15 protein-coding genes are annotated in these 17,901 nt (G+C 71.8%); 3 read left to right on the top strand and 12 right to left on the bottom strand.

Translation table 11 applies throughout. The annotated features are described in order from the left end of the window. The 3 genes from FNH04_RS22000 to FNH04_RS21990 form a co-directional block, all read right to left on the bottom strand. Positions 1–2,515, bottom strand: a 2,515-nt coding sequence (locus FNH04_RS22000) for an ATP-dependent helicase (protein WP_322723504.1), incomplete at its 3' end; no start/stop codon positions are given. A 100-nt stretch (positions 2,516–2,615) separates the two neighbouring features. Beyond that, positions 2,616–5,978, bottom strand: a complete 3,363-nt coding sequence (locus tag FNH04_RS21995; RefSeq protein WP_322723502.1) for an ATP-dependent helicase — start codon at positions 5,976–5,978, stop codon at positions 2,616–2,618. A 266-nt stretch (positions 5,979–6,244) separates the two neighbouring features. Next, on the bottom strand, positions 6,245–6,610 hold the full coding sequence (locus FNH04_RS21990) for an MGMT family protein (protein WP_322723501.1): 366 nt from the start codon (positions 6,608–6,610) through the stop codon (positions 6,245–6,247). A gap of 185 nt (positions 6,611–6,795) precedes the next feature. On the opposite strand from FNH04_RS21990, the gene FNH04_RS21985 reads away from it, so the two are divergent. The 3 genes from FNH04_RS21985 (at position 6,796) to FNH04_RS21975 (ending at position 12,958) form a co-directional block, all read left to right on the top strand. Further along, positions 6,796–9,621, top strand: coding sequence for a lysylphosphatidylglycerol synthase transmembrane domain-containing protein (locus FNH04_RS21985; protein WP_152786841.1), 2,826 nt, complete (start codon positions 6,796–6,798; stop codon positions 9,619–9,621). Between the two features lie 159 nt (positions 9,622–9,780). Further along, positions 9,781–11,328: an alpha/beta hydrolase gene (locus FNH04_RS21980; RefSeq protein WP_152786839.1), complete on the top strand. Its 1,548-nt coding sequence runs from the start codon at positions 9,781–9,783 to the stop codon at positions 11,326–11,328. 139 nt (positions 11,329–11,467) lie between these two features. Then, positions 11,468–12,958 (top strand): alpha/beta hydrolase, encoded by a 1,491-nt coding sequence (locus FNH04_RS21975; RefSeq protein ID WP_152786837.1) that lies wholly within the window; start codon positions 11,468–11,470, stop codon positions 12,956–12,958. A gap of 184 nt (positions 12,959–13,142) precedes the next feature. Here FNH04_RS21975 and FNH04_RS21970 read toward each other — a convergent pair whose 3' ends face one another. From FNH04_RS21970 to FNH04_RS46640, 9 genes are all read right to left on the bottom strand, one after another. Beyond that, positions 13,143–14,378 carry a tyrosine-type recombinase/integrase gene (locus FNH04_RS21970; protein WP_152786835.1) on the bottom strand — a complete coding sequence of 412 codons (1,236 nt, stop codon included), beginning with the start codon at positions 14,376–14,378 and terminating at the stop codon, positions 13,143–13,145. Continuing rightward, complete coding sequence (locus tag FNH04_RS21965; RefSeq protein WP_069743943.1) at positions 14,378–14,584, bottom strand: helix-turn-helix transcriptional regulator; 207 nt, start codon at positions 14,582–14,584, stop codon at positions 14,378–14,380. The genes FNH04_RS21970 and FNH04_RS21965 overlap by 1 nt, the downstream gene beginning before the upstream one ends. After that, entirely contained in the window at positions 14,578–15,966 is a 1,389-nt protein-coding gene (repSA, locus tag FNH04_RS21960; RefSeq protein WP_152786831.1) for a replication initiator protein RepSA, read from the bottom strand. The genes FNH04_RS21965 and repSA overlap by 7 nt, the downstream gene beginning before the upstream one ends. Then, entirely contained in the window at positions 15,963–16,160 is a 198-nt protein-coding gene (locus FNH04_RS21955) for a hypothetical protein (RefSeq protein ID WP_152786829.1), read from the bottom strand. Before FNH04_RS21955 ends, repSA begins: the two co-directional genes overlap by 4 nt. Before the next feature lie 88 nt (positions 16,161–16,248). After that, positions 16,249–16,560, bottom strand: coding sequence for a SpdD-like protein (locus FNH04_RS21950; RefSeq protein ID WP_152786827.1), 312 nt, complete (start codon positions 16,558–16,560; stop codon positions 16,249–16,251). Positions 16,561–16,584: 24 nt separating this feature from the next. Further along, the gene (locus tag FNH04_RS21945) at positions 16,585–16,740 is read right to left on the bottom strand and encodes a hypothetical protein (RefSeq protein WP_152786825.1); all 156 of its coding nucleotides are present in this window, start codon (positions 16,738–16,740) and stop codon (positions 16,585–16,587) included. Between the two features lie 12 nt (positions 16,741–16,752). After that, positions 16,753–16,944: a mobile element transfer protein gene (locus FNH04_RS21940; protein ID WP_152786823.1), complete on the bottom strand. Its 192-nt coding sequence runs from the start codon at positions 16,942–16,944 to the stop codon at positions 16,753–16,755. Positions 16,945–16,966: 22 nt separating this feature from the next. Beyond that, complete coding sequence (locus tag FNH04_RS21935; protein ID WP_152786845.1) at positions 16,967–17,653, bottom strand: DUF2637 domain-containing protein; 687 nt, start codon at positions 17,651–17,653, stop codon at positions 16,967–16,969. 4 nt (positions 17,654–17,657) lie between these two features. Beyond that, positions 17,658–17,816, bottom strand: a complete 159-nt coding sequence (locus FNH04_RS46640; protein ID WP_194236766.1) for a hypothetical protein — start codon at positions 17,814–17,816, stop codon at positions 17,658–17,660. Positions 17,817–17,901: the final 85 nt, after the last annotated feature.

Below are 17,901 nucleotides of genomic sequence, written 5' to 3'. Positions count from 1 at the left end.
CCTCGTGGGAGGCGGCCCTCTCCAGGTGGGCCAGGACGGTCTCCGCGGCCGCGCGGCGGCGGGCGAGGGCCGCGTCGTCCAGCGGGAGAGGCCACGCGTGGTCGGCGGCCGCCTCACGCAGGGCGGGGTTCTCCTCGTCCTCCTCGGGTTCGTCTGCCCAGGCCTCGATCTCGCCGTACCCGGCGGCGCTGTGGTTGTACAGCGCTTTCAGAAAGTCGGACGGCCCGCGCGGGCGCTTCTGGGAGGGTCCCCACCAGTGGCCGGAGCCGAGGAGCAGGGAGCGGGGGCGGGTGAACGTGACATAGCCGAGGCGGAGTTCCTCGGTGTGCTGGTGGTCCTTCATGGCCTCGTGGAAGGCCTTCATCCCGCGGGAGTCCCAGGCCTCGACATCGGGCAGTGTGTCGGCGTCACCGCGCAGCTCGTGCGGGAGGACCTTGCTCTGGGCGGTCCACTTCTCACGGCCCTGGCCGCTCGGGAAGGTTCCGGTCACCAGGCCGGGGACCGCCACGACGTCCCACTCGAGGCCCTTGGACTTGTGGGCGGTGAGCACCTTGACGGTGTTCTCGCCGCCCGGGAGCGCGTTGTCGAGACCCTTCTCGTACTGGGCCGCCGTGCGCAGGAACCCGAGGAACGCGAGCAGGGTCGCCTCGCCGTCGCTGTGGGCGGCGAAGGACGCGGCGATGTCCAGGAAGTTGGAGAGCGTCTCGCGGCGGCGTGCGGCCAGGGCGTGCGGGGACGCGGAGAGCTCCACCTCCAGGCCGGTGACGGCGAGCACTCGGTGCAGGACGTCCATCAGCGGATCGGCGAGGGAGCGGCGCAGATCCCGCAGTTCGGCGGCGAGGCGGGCGAACCGCACGCGCGCTTCCGGCGAGAAGGGCAGTCTGTCGTCCTCGCGCTCGGCCTCGAACGGCAGCTCCAGGAACGTGTCGAGCGCGTCCGCGAGCGAGATCACCTCGGCCGGGTCGACCCCTTCGACGGCCGCGGCGAGCCGCTGGTCCGGGTCGTCGTCGGCCCCCACGCGCGCGTGGGACACGAGAAGCCGGGCCCGCCGCCCGAGGAGGGCGAGGTCGCGCGCGCCGATGCGCCAGCGCGGGCCGGTGAGCAGGCGGACCAGGGAGGCGTTGGCACCCGGGTCCTGGAGGACCTCGCAGACGGCGACGAGATCGGCCACCTCGGGGAGGTGCAGCAGTCCGGAGAGGCCGACGACCTCCACGGGGATGTCGCGGGCGACCAGGGCGCCCTGGATCTGGGCGAAGTCGGTCGCCGTGCGGCACAGGACCGCGATCTCGGCGGGCTCCTTCCCGGTGCGTACGAGGTGGGCGATGGAGTCGGCGATCCAGTCGATCTCCTCGGCGTGGGTGCGCAGCAGGGCGCAGCGCACCGTGCCGTCGAGCTCGGCGCCGGGGGCGGGGCGGAGGGCCTCCACGCCCGCGTGCATGGCGCGCAGGGGCTCCGCGAGGCCGTTGGCGAGGTCGAGGAGACGGCCGCCGCTGCGGCGGTTCTCACTGAGCGCCTGGCGGGTCGCCGGGTGGCCGCCGGCGTGGGCGAAGTGCTCGGGGAAGTCGTCGAGGTTGGCGACGGAGGCGCCGCGCCAGCCGTAGATGGCCTGGCAGGGGTCGCCGACCGCCGTCACGGGGTGGCCGGTGCCGCCGCCGAACAGGCCCGCCAGCAGGACGCGTTGGGCCACGGAGGTGTCCTGGTACTCGTCGAGGAGGACCACCCGGAACTCGTCCCGCAACAGGCGGCCCACTTCGGGGAGCTGGGCGAGCCGGGCCGACAGCGCGATCTGGTCGCCGAAGTCCAGCAGGTCGCGCTCGCGTTTGGCCGCCCGGTAGCGCCCTACCAGTTCGGCGAGTTCGCGGCGGGCGGCGGCCGTCTCGGGGACCTTGCGGAGGTCTGCGTTGGTGAGCTTGGCGCTCTCCAGGTCATGCAGGAGCTCGGCGTCGTACGCGCGCAGTTCCTCGGGGCTCACGAGGTGCTCGGCGAGTTCGGAGTCGAGGGCGAGGAGGTCGCTGACGAGGTCCGGGAAGGAGCGGGCGAGCGCCGGGTAGGGGCCCGGAGCCTCGCGCAGCACGCGCGCGGCGAGCTGGTAGCGGGTGGCGTCGGCCAGGAGGCGGGAGGTGGGTTCCAGCCCGATGCGCAGGCCGTGGTCGGTCAGCAGGCGGCCCGCGAAGGAGTGGTACGTGGAGATGACCGGCTCGCCCGGCGGGTTGTCGGGATCGATCACGTCCGGGTCGGTGACGCCCGCCTTGACGAGCGCCTTCCGTACGCGCTCGGCCAGTTCGCCGGCCGCCTTGTTGGTGAAAGTCAGGCCCAGTACCTGTTCCGGGGCGACCTGTCCGGTGCCGACGAGCCACACCACGCGCGCGGCCATCACCGTGGTCTTACCGGAGCCGGCTCCGGCCACGATCACCTGCGGGGCGGGCGGCGCGGTGATGCAGGCCGTCTGCTCCGGGGTGAACGGAATCCCGAGGAGCTCCTTGAGCTGCTCGGGATCGGTGATACGGGCGGACACCCCAGAGAGGCTAGCGGTGGCCACTGACAGCGGGTGCCGGGCCGCCGCGAGAGCGGGGAGAAGCGCTGGTCAGCACACGTCACGCTGTGGGCAACGGGCGTTACTCGACCACATGGCGTCCCTCCGGCCGCGCGCTGCACGAAGCCCGGAAAGCGCAGTGTGTGCACTGTTGTCCCGTGGTCGGTGAGAACCGCTCGTCGAGGACCTTGCCCGCGGCGGTGGCCAGCAGGTCGCCGACCCACTCCCCTTCCAGGGGCTGCTGTGCCTGCACCTTGGGCACGGTCTCCCCGCCGTCCTTCTTGGCGGCCCCCTGGCGCAGCTGGACGAGTTCGGCGCCGCCCGGCTCGGGCCGTACGCCGTCGAAGGCCTCGTCGACGGCACCCTCGCGGACGGCGAGCTGGTAGACGGCGAGCTGCGGGTGGCGTTCCACCTCGGCGGTGCTCGGTGCCTGCTTGCCGGTCTTGAAGTCGACGACGTAGGCGCGGCCCTCGCCGTCCGTCTCGACACGGTCCATGGAACCGCGGATGCGCACCTCGTAGTCGCCCGCCTCCAGGGTCACGTCGAAGTCGTGCTCGCTGGCCACCGGAGTGCGCCCGGTGCGCTCCATGACGTGCCACTTGAGGAAGCGTTCGAGCGCCACGCGCGCGTGCCCTTTCTCCTGTTCGGACTTCCATGGCGCGTCGAAGGCGAGCGCGTTCCACACGGAGTCGAGGCGCTCCATGAGGACGTCGAGGTCGGCCGGGGTACGGCCGGAGGCGACCTCGTCGGCCAGGACGTGGACGACGTTGCCGAAGCCCTGGGCGGTGGTCGCGGGCGCGTCGGCCTTCACCTCGCGGCCCAGGAACCACTGCAGGGCGCAGGTGTTGGCGAGCTGGTCGAGGGCACTGCCGGAGAGCACGACGGGCTGGTCACGGTTCCTCAACGGGACCTTGCTCTCCGTGGGGTCGAACATGCCCCACCAGCGGTACGGGTGCGCCGAGGGCACCAGGGGGCGGCCGTCCTCGTCGCCGAGCGCGGCGAGCCGGGCAAGGCGGCGGGCGGCGGCCTCCCTGAGGGTGTCCGATGCACGCGGGTCGACCGTCGTGGCGCGCAGTTCGGCGACGAGCGCGGCGACGGACAGCGGGCGGCGGGGGCGGCCGGTGACGTCCTTGGGCTCGACGCCGAGTTCGGTGAGGAAGCGGGAGGGCTGGTCGCCGTCGTCGGCGGGGGCCTTCACGGCGGTGACGACGAGGCGTTCACGCGCACGCGTGGCGGCCACATAGAACAGGCGCCGCTCCTCCGCCAGGAGCGCCCCCGGGGTGAGCGGTTCGGCGAGGCCGTCGCGTCCGATGCGGTCGGCCTCCAGGAGGGAGCCGCGGCGGCGCAGGTCGGGCCACAGCCCTTCCTGGACGCCCGCGACGACCACCAGCCGCCACTCCAGGCCCTTGGAGCGGTGCGCGGTCATCAGGCGCACGGCGTCGGGCCGTACGGCCCTCCTGGTGAGCGTGTCGGCGGCGATGTCCTCGGCCCCGGTCTCCTCCAGGAAGTTGAGGGCACCGCGCCCGCCGGAGCGCTCCTCCGCGCGGGCCGCGGTCGCGAACAGCGCGCACACGGCGTCGAGGTCCCGGTCCGCGTTGCGGCCGGCCGCGCCGCCGCGCCGGGCGGCCCACTCCAGCCGCCTGGGCCACGGTGTGCCGTCCCACAGCTCCCACAGCGCCTCCTCGGCCGTACCGCCGTCCGCGAGGCGCTTGCGGGCCCGGCGCAGCAGCTCGCCGAGCCGCTGGGCGCCGCGCGCGTAGGCCGGGTCGTGCGCGACCAGGCGCTCCGGCTCGGCCAGCGCACGGGCCAGCAACTCGTCCGAGGGCGGTGGCAGGGGGTTGCCCGCGGCCCGCTCCTCCTCGCGCAGGGCACGGCCGAGGCGGCGCAGGTCGGCGGTGTCCATGCCCGCGAGGGGGGAGGCGAGGAGGGCGAGCGCGGTCTCGGTGTCCAGCCAGGGCGGCTGCTGTCCGGGTTCTTCGGAGGGCTCGTCCGAAGGCCCTTCCGGGATCCTGTCCAAGGCCCCTTGAGGGGGCTCCCCCGGTGTCTCGCCCAGCTCCGCCCGTGCCACCGCCCGCAGCGCCGTCAGCAGGGGCGCCACCGCCGGTTCCTGCCGCAGCGGGACGTCGTCGCCGTCGATCTCCAGGGGTACGCCCGCCGCGGTGAGCGCGCGACGGACCGACGGGATCGTGCGGGAACCCGCCCGCACCAGGACCGCCATGTCTCTCCACGGGACGCCGTCCTCGAGGTGGGCCCGGCGCAGGATGTCGGCGATGTTGTCCAGCTCGGTCCCCGGCGTCGGGTACGTGTAGACCTCGACGCGCCCGCCGTCCCGTACCGGCTGCAACTCGCGGTGGGCCCGCACCTTCTCCGCCGGGAGCCGGGTCAGCGGCATGCGCTGGGTGAGCAGGCGCGTCGCGGTGAGCAGGACAGCGCCCGAGCGGCGGGAGGCCCTCAGGACCTCCAGCGGAGCGGGACGGCCGTCCGCGCGCGGGAAGGCCACGGGGAAGTCCAGAATGCCGTTCACGTCCGCGCCACGGAACGTGTAGATCGACTGGTCGGGGTCGCCGAAGGCGACCAGTGTCCGGCCTCCGCCCGCCAGGGCCTGGAGCAGCCGTACCTGTGCCGGGTCGGTGTCCTGGTACTCGTCCACGTAGACGGCGTCGTACTGCGCGGCGAGGCGCTCGGCGACCTCCGGGCGGCGGGCGAGGAGCACGGCGCGGTGGACCAGTTCGGCGTAGTCGAGGACTCCTTGCAGGTCGAGGACGTCGAGGTATTCGGCGAGGAAGGTGGAGGCCGCGAGCCAGTCCGGGCGGCCGATACGCGCGGCGAACTGCTTCAGGTCGGCGGGGCCCAGCCCCAGCTCGCGGCTGCGGGCCAGCACGGCGCGGACCTCGTCGGCGAAGCCCCGCGTGGTCAGGCAGGCGCGCAGTTCGTCCGGCCAGCGGACATGCGCCAGACCGAGGCGCTCCAGGTCCGGCTGGCCGGCGAGGAGTTCACGGACGGCCACGTCCTGCTCGGGGCCCGACAGCAGCCGCAGCGGTTCGACGAACAGGTCGCTGTCCTGGTGGGCGCGGACCAGGGCGTAGCAGAAGGAGTGGAAGGTGGTCGCCCGAGGCGCGCGTGCGGCGCCGATCCGCAGGGCCATGCGGTCGCGCAGTTCCACGGCGGCCTTGCGGCTGAACGTCAGCACCAGGACCCGCTCGGGGTCCGCCCCGCGCGCGATACGGTCCGCCACGGACTCGACGAGCGTGGTGGTCTTGCCGGTGCCCGGACCTGCGAGGACGAGCAGCGGGCCGGTCTCGTGGTCAACCACGGCACGCTGGGTTGCGTCAAGACGAGGGGGGTCCACTCCGGTGGGCGGGGTCCTCACCAGCTGGTAAGCGCCACGGCTCCCCTGTCGCACCGGGGTGTGCGACAGGCGTGTGGTGGAGAAAGAGGAGCTCACGTGGTTCGCCGGTCCTGGTGGGTGTACTCGGGTTGTGCGTGGAGGGCGGTGGCCTCGGGGTGAGGGGGACAGTAACGGGGACACGTCCAGCCGACGCTACGCCGACGGGCAGTGCGGAAGCAGAGCTTCCTCTTGTTCCCTCCCGGCCCGCACGACACGCGAGTCCCTCGCCCCATGAACGTACGGCATGTCACGGATGTGCCCCGTGTCCCCCGTACGGGTTATGCGCCGCCCTTCTGTCGGACGGCCGCCGGAGGCCGTCAGGTTCAGGTGTGATGTTCCGCGCGCTCGCCGCCGTCCCATCGCGCCCGTTTCATATCGACTCGCGGCAGATGCCCCTCTGTTGCCCGGCCCGCCTCACGCAGGGGCGTGCCCTCGGAGCGGTAGTGGCCCAGGGCCTCGAGTTCGTGGCCCTGGAGCAGCACTCCGTCCGCGCGGACGACCCGCCACCACGGGACGGCGCCCCCGTAGAGGGCCATCACGCGCCCCACCTGGCGCGGTCCGCCCTCTTCCAGCCACTCGGCGACATCGCCGTACGTCATCACGCGCCCGGGCGGGATCAGGTCGGCGACCTCGAGGACCCGCTCCGCGTACTCCGGCAGGGCGTCCGCCGGAAGGCTCTGCTCGCTCATCCGCCCCATCCTGCCCGACCCCACCGACAATGGGACGTGGTGGCGGTCGCGCGTATCCCTCGCCCTCGCGCCGCGCTTCGGGCAGACTGTGCGCCCCCGTATTGCACCCTGATGCCCGCGCCTGTCCACGGGGCATGCCACCATCGTGCGGGCGGTGACCGGTGATAAGAGATCAAGAAGAGACGATGAGGCAGCAGAGCGTGCACCCAGAAGACGCTGCGGGCACCTCTGACGCGTCGTCGCGCCCGGACACCGCGGACGAGGGCACGAAGGACACGTCCTCTTCCATGACCCCTTCGAAGACGACGGATGGGGCCCAAATCCCTGAGGAAACCGGCGAAACACCCGCCCCCGAGACCCGCGGAAACGCGAAGCGGCAGGTCGAGCCGGGTACGGCCGACCCGGACGAGGCGTACGTCGACGAGGTGGAGGGCGACGAACCGCTGCTCCCCGCGCGCGTGCACCGTCCTTCCGACCTCATGCGGCTCCTGGTGGGCGTGCTCGCGGTCGTGGTGCTGCTGGCGATCGCCGCGTTCGCGCACGGCACCACCTCCGGACTCGAGAAGGACATCAACAAGGGCACCGGGCAGGCACCCGATCTGCTGATCAACATCGCGGGTCTGGCGTCGAGCATCGCGATCCTGCTGGTGCCGGTCGCCTTCGCGATCGAGCGGCTGATCAAGCGGGACGGGCTGCGTATCGCCGACGGCGTGCTCGCGGCGGTCCTCGCGCACGGGGTGACACTCGCCATGGACCTGTGGGTGGCCAGGGCCGCCCCGGACTCGCTCCAGGAGGCGCTCACCCAGCCCTCCCCCGGCGACATCACCGCCCTCACCGATCCGGTGCACGGCTACCTCGCGCCCGTCATCGCGTATATGACGGCCGTGGGCATGTCACGCAGGCCGCGATGGCGCGCGGTGCTGTGGATCGTGCTGCTGCTCGACGCGTTCTCGATGCTGGTCACCGGGTACACGACACCCTTCTCGATCATCCTGACGGTCCTGATCGGCTGGACCGTCGCCTACGGGACGCTGTACGCCGTCGGCTCGCCGAACGTCCGTCCCACGGGGCGCACCCTGATGGCCGGGCTGCGGCACGTCGGTTTCAAACCCGTGAGCGCGGCCCGTGAGGAGGTCTCGGACACGGGGGAGAGCGGTGACCGGGGCCGCCGGTACTTCGTGACGCTCGAGGACGGCCCACCGCTGGACGTCACGGTCGTTGACCGGGAACAGCAGGCACAGGGCTTCTTCTACCGCGCCTGGCGCAACCTGACGCTGCGCGGCCTCGCCACGCGCCGCAGCCTCCAGTCGCTGCGCCAGGCCCTGGAGCAGGAGGCGCTCCTCGCGTACGCGGCCATCGCGGCCGGTGCCAACGCGCCCAAGCTGATCGCGACCTCGGAACTCGGCCCGGACGCCGTGATGCTCGTCTACGAGCACACGGGTGGCCGCACCCTCGACTCCCTGGCGGACGAGGAGATCACCGACGACCTGCTGCGCGACACCTGGAACCAGGTGCGCGCCCTGCAGTCGCGGCGCATCGCGCACCGCAGGCTCGTGGGCGACGCGATTCTGGTCGACCGTTCCGGCAACGTGATCCTCACCGATCTGCGCGTCGGCGAGATCGCGGCCGGTGACCTGCTGCTGCGCATGGACGTGTCCCAGCTGCTGACGACGCTGGGGCTTCGGGTGGGCGCCGAGCGGGCCGTCGCCTCGGCGGTGAGCGTGCTCGGCCCCGACGCGGTGGCCGACTGCCTGCCGCTGCTGCAACCCATCGCGCTGTCGCGTTCCACGCGCGCGACACTGCGCAGGCTGGCCCGGGAGCGGGCCGAGCGCGAGCGCGAGGCGGTCCTGGAGGCGTCCCAGCAGGCCAAGCAGGACCGCCAGGATGAATCCGATGAATCCCAGGCGTCCGCGGCCGGAAAGGCCGACAAGAAGGCCGTACGGGCCGAGCAGCGGGCCGAGAAACGGGCGATCGACGAGGCCATCGAGGAGGCGCGTGAGGAGGATCTGCTCACCCAGATCCGCCATCAGGTGCTGTTGATCCGGCCTCAGGCTCCGGTCGAACCGGCGCGCCTGGAGCGGATCAGGCCGCGCACGCTGATCAGTTTCATCGCCGGCGCGATCGGCGCGTACTTCCTGCTGACACAGCTCGCCCACACGAAGTTCGGGCCGCTCGTCCAGAACGCCGAGTGGGGCTGGGTCGCCGCGGCCGTCGCGTTCTCCGCGTTGAGCTATGTCGCGGCGGCGATGAGCCTGCTGGGCTTCGTGCCCGAGCGGGTGCCGTTCCTGCGGACCGTGGCGGCGCAGGTCGCCGGCTCGTTCGTGAAGATCGTGGCACCCGCGGCGGTGGGGGGTGTCGCCCTCAACGCGCGCTTCCTGCAGCGCGCGGGGGTACGGCCGGGGCTCGCGGTGGCGAGCGTCGGCGCGTCGCAGCTGTTCGGGCTGGGCTGCCACATCCTGATGCTGCTGTCCTTCGGCTATCTGACGGGTACCGAGAAGACCCCCTCCCTGTCGCCGTCCCGCACCGTCATCGCGGGTCTGCTGACGGTCGCGGTCCTCGTGCTCGTGGTGACGTCGGTGCCGTTCCTGCGCAAGTTCGTCGTCACGCGCGTGAGGTCGCTGTTCGCGGGTGTCGTGCCGCGCATGCTCGACGTACTGCAGCGGCCCCAGAAGCTGATCACGGGCATCGGCGGCATGGTGCTGCTCACGGCCTGCTTCGTGATGTGCCTGGACGCCTCGATCCGGGCGTTCGGCCGCGAGGACATGCCCGCGCTCAGCATCGCCAGCGTCGCGGTCGTCTTCCTCGCGGGCAACGCGCTCGGGTCCGCGGCGCCGACCCCGGGCGGTGTGGGCGCGGTCGAGGCCACCCTCACCGTCGGTCTGATCGCCGTCGGGCTCCCCCAGGAGGTCGCGGTCCCCGCGGTGCTCCTGTACCGGCTGCTCACACTGTGGCTGCCCGTGCTGCCGGGCTGGCTGGCGTTCAACCAGCTGACACGCAAGGGCGCGTTGTAGGCACGCGCACGCGTGGGGGCCTCGTTGCGCACGCGCGGGACACGCGCAACGGGGCACGCGCGCGTGTAGCCGCCGGGACGCGTGGCCGTCGGGAACCGTCCTCACCCGCACGGCCCACGCCCCGAGCGCACGCGCCGGGGCACGGCCAGGATGGACAGCATGCCCGCCCAGCCCCGGCCCCGCGCCACTGTCCTGACCGTCTCGGCTGTCCTGCTGGCCTCGCTGCTGGCCGGCTGCGGTGACGACGCCCCCAAGGACGAGGACCTCACGGACCAGAAGCTGAGCTGGGAGGACTGCCCGGCGCCGACGACGTCCCAAGGGGACGGACCCCCGCCCTCTCCGCTGCCGGACGGCACGAAGTGGCAGTGCGCCACCATGAAGGCTCCGCTCGACTGGAACGATCCCCAGGGCGACACGATCGACATCGAACTCATCCGTGCCGGGGCCGGCGGGGCCGGGAACGAGCGCATCGGCTCCCTCGTGTTCAACTTCGGCGGGCCCGGCGCCTCCGGCGTCACCGCCCTGCCCGCCTTCGGCGAGGACTTCGCGGGGCTGCGCACCCGCTATGACCTGGTGAGCTTCGACCCGCGCGGCGTCGGCCGCAGCGCGGGCGTCGAATGCGAGGACGACGAGGGCATCGACGAGTACCTCCAGCAGGACATGACGCCCGACCACAGGGCCGAGGAGGAGAAGCTCCTCGACAGCACGACGGCCTTCAACTCCGACTGCGAGAAGAACTCCGGCAGCACGCTCCCCCATGTCCGCACCACGGACGCGGCGCGCGACATGGACCTGATGCGCCAGGTCCTCGGTGACCGGCAGCTGCACTACTTCGGCATCTCCTACGGCACCGAGCTCGGCGGGGTCTACGCCCACCTGTTCCCCAAGAACGTGGGCCGGGCCGTCTTCGACGCGGTCGTCGACCCGACAAAGAACCCGGAACAGGGCGCCCTCGGGCAGGCCAGGGGCTTCCAGCTCGCCCTCGACAACTATGCGCGGGACTGCGTCTCGCAGGAGGAGGGCTGCCCGGTCGGCGACACCGCACAGGAGGTCAAGGACCGGATCGCCGGGCTGCTGAGGGATCTCGACGGCAAACCGATCCCGGGGACCTTCCCACGCGAACTGACGGAGTCCATCGCAACCGACGGAATCCTTCAGGCCCTGTACTCCCGGGAGCTCTGGGAGTACCTGACACAGGGCCTGGAGCAGGCGTACGACGGTGACGGCACGGTGCTGATGCTGCTGGCCGACTCGCTGAACGGGCGGAGCGAGAACGGGGAGTACAGCAACCTCATCGCGGCGAACGTCTCCATCAACTGCGCGGACGGCAGGCCCCGCTACACGGTGGAGGACGTGACGGCGAGGCTGCCCGCGTTCCGGGCCGCCTCCCCCCTCTTCGGCGACACCCTCGCCTGGGAAATGCTCAGCTGCGCGGACTGGGCCGTCCCCGGGGCCGCCGACCATCCCGACGTGAGCGCGCCCGGCGCGGCGCCGATCCTCGTGATCGGCAACACCGGGGACCCGGCCACGCCCTACGAGGGGGCGAGGAAGATGGCGCAGGCGCTGGGTGAGGGGGTCGGGGTGGAGCTCACGTACAGAGGGCAGGGGCATGGCGCCTACAGCAGTGGCAACAGGTGCGTCCGGGAAGCCGTGAACGCCTATCTGCTGGAGGGAAAGGTCCCCGAGGCGGGGAGCGTCTGCTCGTGAAGCAGCGCCTTTGACTCTGTAACAGTGCAGGTCACAGGGTTATCCACAGGCCACATCGCCAATCGTGGCAGTCCGCCTACGATGGCATGACTGTCATCCGCGACATCCGGCGGACGGCGATGCGAGGGGGGAAGTGCTCATGGCGCGATGCGTACGGTGGACGGCTCTGGCCGCCTCCGCGTTGCTGTTGGCCGGCTGTGTCGGCGGCTCGTCGGGGGACGGCACCGACGGGAAGCCACACACCTCGCAGCAGCTCGACTGGGGCCGCTGCAAGGCGACGTCGGAGGGCCCGGCACCCGGCGGCGACTGGCAGTGCGCCACGCTGAAGGCGCCCCTCGACTGGAACAAACCGGACGGGGAGCGGATAGAGCTCGCCCTGATCCGTTCGAAGGCGACCGGCGACCCGGACGACCGCATCGGCTCGCTGCTGTTCAACTTCGGCGGCCCCGGCGGATCGGGCGTGTCCATGATGCCGTCGTACGGCGGCATCATTGGCAAGCTGCACGAGCGGTACGACCTGGTGAGCTGGGACCCGCGCGGAGTCGCTGCCAGCGAGGGTGTGCGCTGCCGGAGCGACAAGGAGATCCAGGCCGCGGAGTCGGTGGACGCCACACCGGACGACGCGGCCGAGGAGTCGGCGTATCTGAAGGACGCGGCCGGCTTCGCAGCGGGCTGCGAGAAGGCGGCGGGCAAGCTGCTGGCGCATGTCTCCACCACCGACACGGCCCGCGACATGGACCTGATGCGCCAGGTCCTCGGTGACAGGAAGACGCACTACTTCGGCATCTCCTACGGCACCGAGCTCGGCGGGGTCTACGCGCACCTGTTCCCGAAGAACGTGGGCCGTCTGGTGCTGGACGCGGTCGTCGACCCGAGCGCCGACACGGCGGGCCACGCGAAGAACCAGACCCTCGGCTTCCAGCGCGCCCTCGACAACTACCTGAGGTCCACCGGCCAGGAACCACAGGAGGGCACACGGAAGATCGCGGACCTTCTGGAGCGGATCGACGCGGAGCCACTGCCCGCGTCGTCCGGTCGGGAGCTCACCCAGACGCTGGCGCTCACCGGCATCGTCCAGCCGCTCTACAGCGAGCAGCTCTGGCCGGCCCTGACCAGCGCGCTCGACGCGGCCGAGGACGGGGACGGCTCCGAGCTGCTGGCGCTCGCCGACAGCTACAACGAGCGCGACTCCTCGGGGCGCTACGGCACGACGACACACTCCCAACGCGTCATATCGTGCCTGGACGCGAAGCAGCGGCCGACGCCCGAGGAGACCAAGAGGCTGCTGCCCGAGTTCCGGAAGATCTCGCCCGTGTTCGGGGAGTTCCTGGGCTGGGACACGGCGGGCTGGTGTCACGACTGGCCGGTCCCGGGCCAGTTCGACACCCCCGAGGTCAGCGCGCCGGGAGCAGCCCCTGTGCTGGTGGTGGGCAACACCGGGGACCCGGCGACGCCGTACGAGGGCGCCAGGAGGATGGCGGACGAGCTGGGCGAGGACGTCGGTGTGGAGCTCACCTGGGAGGGCGAGGGCCACGGGGCGTACGGAAGCGGGAGCGACTGTGTCGACTCCACGGTGAACGCGTATCTGCTGAAAGGAACGGTGCCCGAGGACGGCAAGGTCTGCTCGTAGCCCCACCTGCCCGGCCGGGGAGGCAGGTGGCCCTTCGGCTCGGCCGCCACCGTGACGCCGCTGCTCGCGCGGGCAGCGGAAAGGGGCCCGGCAGCGCGGTGCCGAGCCCCTCCGTGGAAGGCGTGCGCCTAGTAGACCGGCAAGTGAGGCCGCATAGGCACTGACCTGCCGTTTCCTCCTCTCCTCACTCCTCCTGGGCCGTCGTGGGGCCGTCGTCCGTGTTCAGGCCGTCCCCGAAGGCCCGGTTCACTGCCTCACGGGTGCGCTTCTCGCTGCTCGGCATCAGGTGCGTGTACGTGCGGAGGGTGAAGCCGGGATCGTGGTGCCCCAGGTACTCGGACACAGCCTTGACGCTCTCCCCGGCGTCGAGCAGAACGGACGCGTAGAAGTGCCTGAGCGCGTGCATGCCGTTCTCCCGGCCGCGCGGTACGCCAGCCGCGTCGAGGGCGGGACGCCAGGCCGCACGGTTGAAGTCGTTGCGGATCACCTCGCGCTCCTTGTCGCTGCGGAAGAACAGGGACGCCGTGACCGGCGAGCCGTCGACCGTCCGCCATGACAGGGTCACAGCCGCAGGCGGGTGCCGGGTGATGTGCTCCTCAAGCGAGCGAGCGACGCTCTCAGGCAGCGGGACCGTACGCGTCTTACCTCCCTTGGGCAGGGCGAACACGGGGCGGTGATGGATGAGCTTGACCTGGCGGACCACGCGGACCAGGCCCTCGATGAAGTCGACGTCTTCGACCGCCAGCCCGAACACCTCGCCCTGGCGCAGGCCGCACCCACCAGCGATGTCGACCATGGGCTGATACTGCTCGGGCAGAGCCGAACGCACCGCGAGGACGCGCTCACGCGACCACGGGACGATCCGGCGCGGGTCCACCTTGGGTGCCCGTACCGAAGACGAACGGCAAGGGTTGTGTGGGATCAGGCGATCGTCCACGGCAGCCGTGAGCATGGTGCCGAGGTTCGCGAAGATGACCCGCTGGTATGCGGGTGCCACTCCCCCGTCCTCAAGCTTCCGCAGCCACTCACGGATGTGCGTCGGCCGGAGCGAACCGAGCGTGCGACTACCCAGGTACGGCAGTACGTGCAGGCGAATGCGCATCTCTGTACCCACGTACGTGCCAGGGTCCATGGTGAGCGATGCGAGCCACCGCTCAGCGTGCTGCCTCACGGTCAGGCGACCGGCGCGCGGATCGATGTACTGCCCGCGCGACATGTCCGCCTCGATCTGAGTGAGCCACTGCTCAGCGAGCCGCTTCTGTCGGTCAGGGAAGGACTTGCTCTTCTCGGTGCCGTCAGGGCCTATGTAGCGGGCGCGGTAGCGCAGGCCGCTGCCGTGGCGGTCGGTCCTGACTCGGGTGGTCTTACCGGCCGGGGTGACCTCGGTCCTGTACCACCGGTCTTGGATGTGTCCGGCCATCAGGCGGCCTCCCCGAGCTGGGAGTCCACCCAGGCCCGGATGTCGCTCGGGTCGAAGCGGAGGTGCCGGCCGACTCGGAAGCCGCGGGGGCCGGTGCGCTTGCGCCGCCACTGGTAGACGGTCTCGACGCTGGGAAGTTCGAACATCTCGACCAGGTCCTCAGGGGTCAGGAACCGGTTCGGCAGCTCTGAGGCCAAGGTCAGCACTCCCTTTCGTCGTCGAGCTGGTCGCGTATGGCTTCGCGGGCGGTTTCGCGGTTGAGCTGGAGGTCTCGCGCGATGGTGGCGGCGAGGGCGGATTCGCCGGGGGTGTGTCCGTGCCCGGCGTACTGCCAGTCGGCGAGGACGAGCACGGTGTCCGGCTCGCGGTCCTCCAAGCGGAGCGCCTGGCGTTCCTGGGCGGCGCGGTAGTCGGCGCGCGCCTGGCGGAGAGCGCCGAGGGTGGTCGAGTAGCGGCGGGACTTGGAGGAGAAGTGGCCCCGGAAGCCGAGCATGTGAGCCCAGGCCCACAGGCGGCGGTCCGGGTAGAGCCGATCAAGGTCACGGCATGCGGTGATCAGGCGGCGGGCGTGATCGGGGACGCCGTGGCGGTCGAGTTCGGAGAGTTCGCCGATCCGGCGGTCAACGGTGCCGGTGTTCTCGGCGGCCTTGGTGGCGTACTTGGCGACGTAGGAGGCGACCGCCTGCTCTGTGAGGTCGGAGCCGTCACCGAACGCCTTCACCAGCCGCACGTCGAGCTGTCTGCCCCACTGGAAGGTGCGTGCGGGTTGGTCGTCGGAGGCAGGTACCGAGACCGAGGTGTACGAGTGCGCGACGGCGGTGCGGATCGCGTCCGTGAGGAGGCTGGATGTGGCCCAGGAAGGCGGCGAGGTCTCCGGACCCTCGGGACCATCGATTCGGATCACGGCGTGGAAGTGGACGGCGCCCCGCTTCTGGAACTCGGCGACCTTGCCGTACGAAAGGCGGGCGGTGTCGGCAAGCTGGCGCTGGGTGATCCCGGCGCGGGTGGCGATCTCGCGGCGGAGTCGGTTCACGAAGCGGTGCCACAGGTTGCCAGCGTGGTTGTTGAACAGCACCGCGCCCGCGTAGTCGTACGTGGTGGGGTCGAGGGCAGTCCCGAGGGCGGGGTCATCCGGGGCGTGCCGAGTGCCACAGCGGCATGCGCCGTGGTCGGGACGGTTGTGGACCGGACCGAAGGACGGTGCCGTCAGGGTCGCGAAGACTCTCGGGTGATCACGAACCGTGGCGGGGATGTCCCGGCGGTCGTCGCCGACGAGCCCAGCGCGTACGAGGTGGTACGTGTCCCCGGCGTACGTCCAGGCGCAGGCCGGGCAGCGGGAGGCGCGGCGGTTGCCACAGGCGACGCGGAGCCGTCCGCCTGGCTCATGCTCGGTCGTGTACCGGTGCAGGGTCTCGCCGGTCACCTTGTCCTTGTGCACGACCCAGCCGCGGAGGTGGATGGGGTCGGCGCAGCCTCCGGTGCGGCGGATCTGGTCCTGCCAGCGGTCGAAGCCCGGAGACCCGGCCACCCGGAGGAGGTCCCCCAGGGTGGTCGGGTCCAGGCCCGCGAAGGTCGCGGGGTTGGTCATGTGCGGCCCCCAGCGAGCGAGGCGAGGCGGGCGGGCAGCGTGCCGGTGCCGTTGCAGACCCGGCAGTCGACGGTCAGAGTGCGCAGGTAACCGCGCGCATCGCGGCCGCCGAGGGTGACGGCGACGCTGGGGAAGCCGTCGCAGTTCGGGCAGATCCGGGCGGTTGTGGTGGTGGCTGGGGTCGGGCCGGTCATGATGGAGGTTCCTTCCGGTTTCCGGATCGGACAGGGACGGCGCCCGGAGCGGACGAGACTTGGCGGTTGAGGCCGCTCCGGGGGCCGGTCAGCGTCGCTTCGCCTCGGAGGCGAGCAGCGAGCGCAGGACGACGGCGCAGACGGCGACCGAGGCGCCGGTGATGGCGACGGCGAGCAGCATCGAGACGAGGACGGCGCCGACGACCAGGACCACAGCCGTGCCGCCGCCGACGAGGGCGAGCGCGGTGCCGGGGGTGAGCTGGACGGTGGGCCGGGCAGGAGCCGGGGCGGGCGCGGGGGCCATCGGCTGCTGCTGGATCACGGTGGTCGGTTCGACGACGGCGGCCGGGGTGAGGTGGCCGGTCGGTGTCGGGTTGGTCGGAACCTTGGGGCGGAGCATGGCGGATCTTCCTTCCTGGTCGGGTTACTTGACGGCGGTGTCGATGGCGGGGGCCAGGAGGCTGTCGGCGAGGAGGTAGCCGCCGAGGAGGAGCACGGCGACGAGCCACCAGGGCGGGCGGATGAGCTTGACGCCGAGCCAGCCGACGACGATCAGGGCGAGCCAGAGCGGGACGTCCATGACGAGGGCCTCCTAGCGGACCTTGCAGCGGTGGGTGCGGGCGGCGAGCTGGGCGGCGGCGGAGCTGGAGTAGTCGGCAGACCAGCCGCAGCGGTCGGCGGTGCACACGGCGGCGTACTTGGTCTGGCCGTTGCGGTCGCGGTGGGTGCCGATCTGCACGGGGCCGATCCGCATCACGGAGTGGAAGTGGTCGCGGGCAGGCATGACGGGTGGTTCTCCCTTCGAGTCAGGTGAGTTGGGCGGCGATGGCGTCGGCCAGCTGGGGCGGGACGCCGAGGCGGGCGCGCAGGGTGTCGGTGTCAATCGGGGATCCGGTCCGGGCGTGGTGGTCGTCGGCGACCTTGCGGGCGTGGTCGACCAGCGCGGCCGGGACCGGCACAGCAGGGGCAGCGGGAGGAGCCGGGACCAGCTCAGGGGCAGGCAGCGCGGGTGCTTCCTCCACCGCAGGCGCCAGGGATGCCTCCAGCTCCGCTGCTTCGGTCACCGGTTCGGGGGCGAGGTTGGGCGCAGGTTCCGGATCGCTCGCGGGTGCCGGCGGATCCGGCACCCGGTCGGTGGCTGAGTGGGCGAGGAGTGTGCCGCCCATGAAGGCCAGGGCGGGCCAGGCGGCGACGAGGATGCGCAGCCAGGCCGGGACCTGATTCAGGTCGAGGAGTCCGGCGGTGGCGACGTTCGCGCCGAGCGAGGCGACCAGGGCGATGACGAACCAGCACCAGGCCAGCCGGGACGGGCCATCGGTGCGCAGGCGGCGCCACGCGGCCACCAGCAGCAGGTCGACACTGACCGGGTAGGCCCAGGCTTTCCAGCCGTCCTGTCCGGCAGCGGCGGCCAGGTCGTGCAGGTGGGCGAAGGACAGCGCCCCGGCGATGACCGCCTGGACCAGGACGGCGTCGATGCGCAGTCGCGAGGCCATCACGTCACCGGTCCTGGCCGGAGTCGGAGTCGTCTTCGGGCTCCTCGTCGCGGTAGTCGTCCATGACGTCCGGGGAGTTGTTCCACGCGGACAGCAGAGCGGATTCCAGCGGATCGACCGGGCAGGGCTGCGGGGAGTGCTTGGGGCAGGGGTGCAGGCTCACGGGGATCACTCCGTTTCGGGCATGGCTCGGGTAGGGACTTGGCGCGAAGCGGTCGCGCCGACCGAGGGCGGGGTGAGGTCAGGCC

Source organism: Streptomyces phyllanthi (genome assembly GCF_009377205.1).
GTDB lineage: Bacteria > Actinomycetota > Actinomycetes > Streptomycetales > Streptomycetaceae > Streptomyces > Streptomyces phyllanthi.
The sequence above is the reverse complement of the archived record's forward strand: the minus strand, read 5'-3'. Positions and strand labels throughout refer to the sequence as shown.